At 36.4% G+C, this 1,921-nt stretch carries 2 protein-coding genes; both read left to right on the top strand.

Annotation, left to right across the window (positions count from 1 at the left end; genetic code table 11):
• The first annotated feature begins 53 nt into the window (after nucleotides 1-53).
• Nucleotides 54-1,670 carry a cellulose biosynthesis protein BcsE gene (gene bcsE / locus H5072_RS18245; protein WP_182694360.1) on the top strand — a complete coding sequence of 539 codons (1,617 nt, stop codon included), beginning with the start codon at nucleotides 54-56 and terminating at the stop codon, nucleotides 1,668-1,670.
• Between the two features lie 3 nt (nucleotides 1,671-1,673).
• Nucleotides 1,674-1,850 (top strand): hypothetical protein, encoded by a 177-nt coding sequence (locus H5072_RS18240; RefSeq protein WP_006791404.1) that lies wholly within the window; start codon nucleotides 1,674-1,676, stop codon nucleotides 1,848-1,850.
• The last annotated feature ends 71 nt before the right edge of the window (nucleotides 1,851-1,921 follow it).

Raw genomic sequence — 1,921 nt, 5'->3', positions numbered from 1 at the left:
TATAGAATAGCGGGTAAAACTAGTAAAAAAGTATTTTTTTGAGGACGTTTTAAGTGCATAACTTTAACATAACGGGTTTAGAGCCGGCTGCAAAAGAGTTAAAATCGGCTTCAAGTTATGCTGTTTTAGCGCCTTTAGACAATTTTGTAGTTGAATTTGCTTTACATGCAATTAACCAAAATTGCGCAAACGATATTTACATTGTTTCTCAAGACGTTGAATCTTTTTTTGAGTCGTCATTTTCTGCAGCAATTAATACTGCGTACAAACGTAGTAAAGTTCATCCATTTTCTCTCTCATCTGAGACACAGCATTACTCAATAGAGCGAATAAACAAAGGTATAATTAAAGAGATAGGCGCGTATAAAAAATTAAAAAATGCGCTAGTGTTTATTCACTTCAATACAGAGCTACTTAGTGCAGCAACCGAAGCTAGCACAAAAGCAATAATGAACGATTACAGTGAGTTTGCAAAAAAAACAGGGGTTACCTTATTATTTTTGTTATCTGGTCCAGAAGTAACACACTATCGATTTTTAATAAGGCAGCTTAATAAATCTTTTGATGGATTAATTTTTGTAGATAATGATTCCGCTACCCGCGTTTTAGAGTACGATTATTGGCATCACACTACGGGTGTATTTGCTGATATGCAGTTTCAACTTTCGCTTGAAGATAATCAGTTTTTGGTACAAGAGGGAACTGTAAACGATCTAAAAGTATTCAATGGCTCGCATTTTCCAGATGAGGACGATGTTTGGTTAGTGCAAAGCGCGGTACCAATCGGTACAAAATTGCCTACGCATTATTATACCGCAAAAGACAATAATGAACTGTTTGACAAAGGCCCCAAATTAAAAGCGGCAACATTGGTGTTTGCTGTTACGCGTTACACAGATTTAGTACTGCTTGGTAAACAGTGCTTTGAACTCAGAAAAAGCTGCGGTCGTTGGTTGAAATTGGTAGTACAAAATGTTGATGGCGTTATTCGCCATCAAGATGAATGTTTATTTTTAACTTTAGGCGTTAACCTTATTTTGTATAGCTTTTCTGAACCTTCGCGATTATTATCTCAAATTCAATCTATTCAAGGGTTTCAATTTTCTAGACCGTTACCGCCATCTGTCGAGCACGTTCTGAAATATACTGAAAATACGTTTTCTAAAGGCTATTTACCTTTTGATGAATTTACGCGCCAAGTAGAGGTTCATAGTGACTCGGCTGTTAATCTGGGTGTTAGCGGCGTGTTGGTTAAGCTTGAGTTACTACCCCGCATAGAGCCCATTCACCCTTTACACTTGTTTCATATTAAGCGTGAAGGGGATGTATTTAGCCTTGCAAATAACACCGTGTATTTGTACTTGCATGCGTGTAGAGAGAACGACGTAAATAATGCAATTAAGCATTTATTCAAGCTACAAACGAGTGACTTTTTTGTGCAGCAAAATGTTATTTCAGATCATTTTCATATACAGCAAGAATGTAAGCAATTAAGGCGGCTTTATAGCGGTAAACATGTTACTGATTATTCTAAACAGTTAACAGAGAATGATAGCTATAAGTTTGAACCCGGTGTGTCAAAAGGGATTACTGAGTCGTTAGACACACCTGAGTTTACAAATGATGCGCGCCCCGATGCTGTGTCATTTGTAATGAGATTAAAGGCTTAACCAATGAGTATTAATCAGCTTTTTATTACCGTTATTTTGGCAATTATAGTCGGTATTGTGCTTTGTATGTCGGCAACTCAAATATTGGCCAGAGTAAAAACATATTATTACAAGCTTACTTTTAAACACGAAGTACTTGAACCTTATACACCGAATAAAAAAAAGAAGGATGAGCAGTGAAATTATCAGGTTTAGGAGCGTGGAATCTTTATTTCTTAGCTAAATTTGCCTTGTTTTATTACGGCGCAATT

This window comes from Pseudoalteromonas sp. SR45-5 (genome assembly GCF_014163565.1).
GTDB lineage: Bacteria > Pseudomonadota > Gammaproteobacteria > Enterobacterales > Alteromonadaceae > Pseudoalteromonas > Pseudoalteromonas distincta.
This window is presented reverse-complemented; position numbering and strand designations above follow the sequence as displayed.

What these genes read in the sequence shown, in the direction of transcription:
- H5072_RS18240 (WP_006791404.1), top strand. Translation starts at nt 1,674, where the DNA reads ATGAGTATTAATCAGCTTTTTATTACCGTTATTTTGGCAATTATAGTC.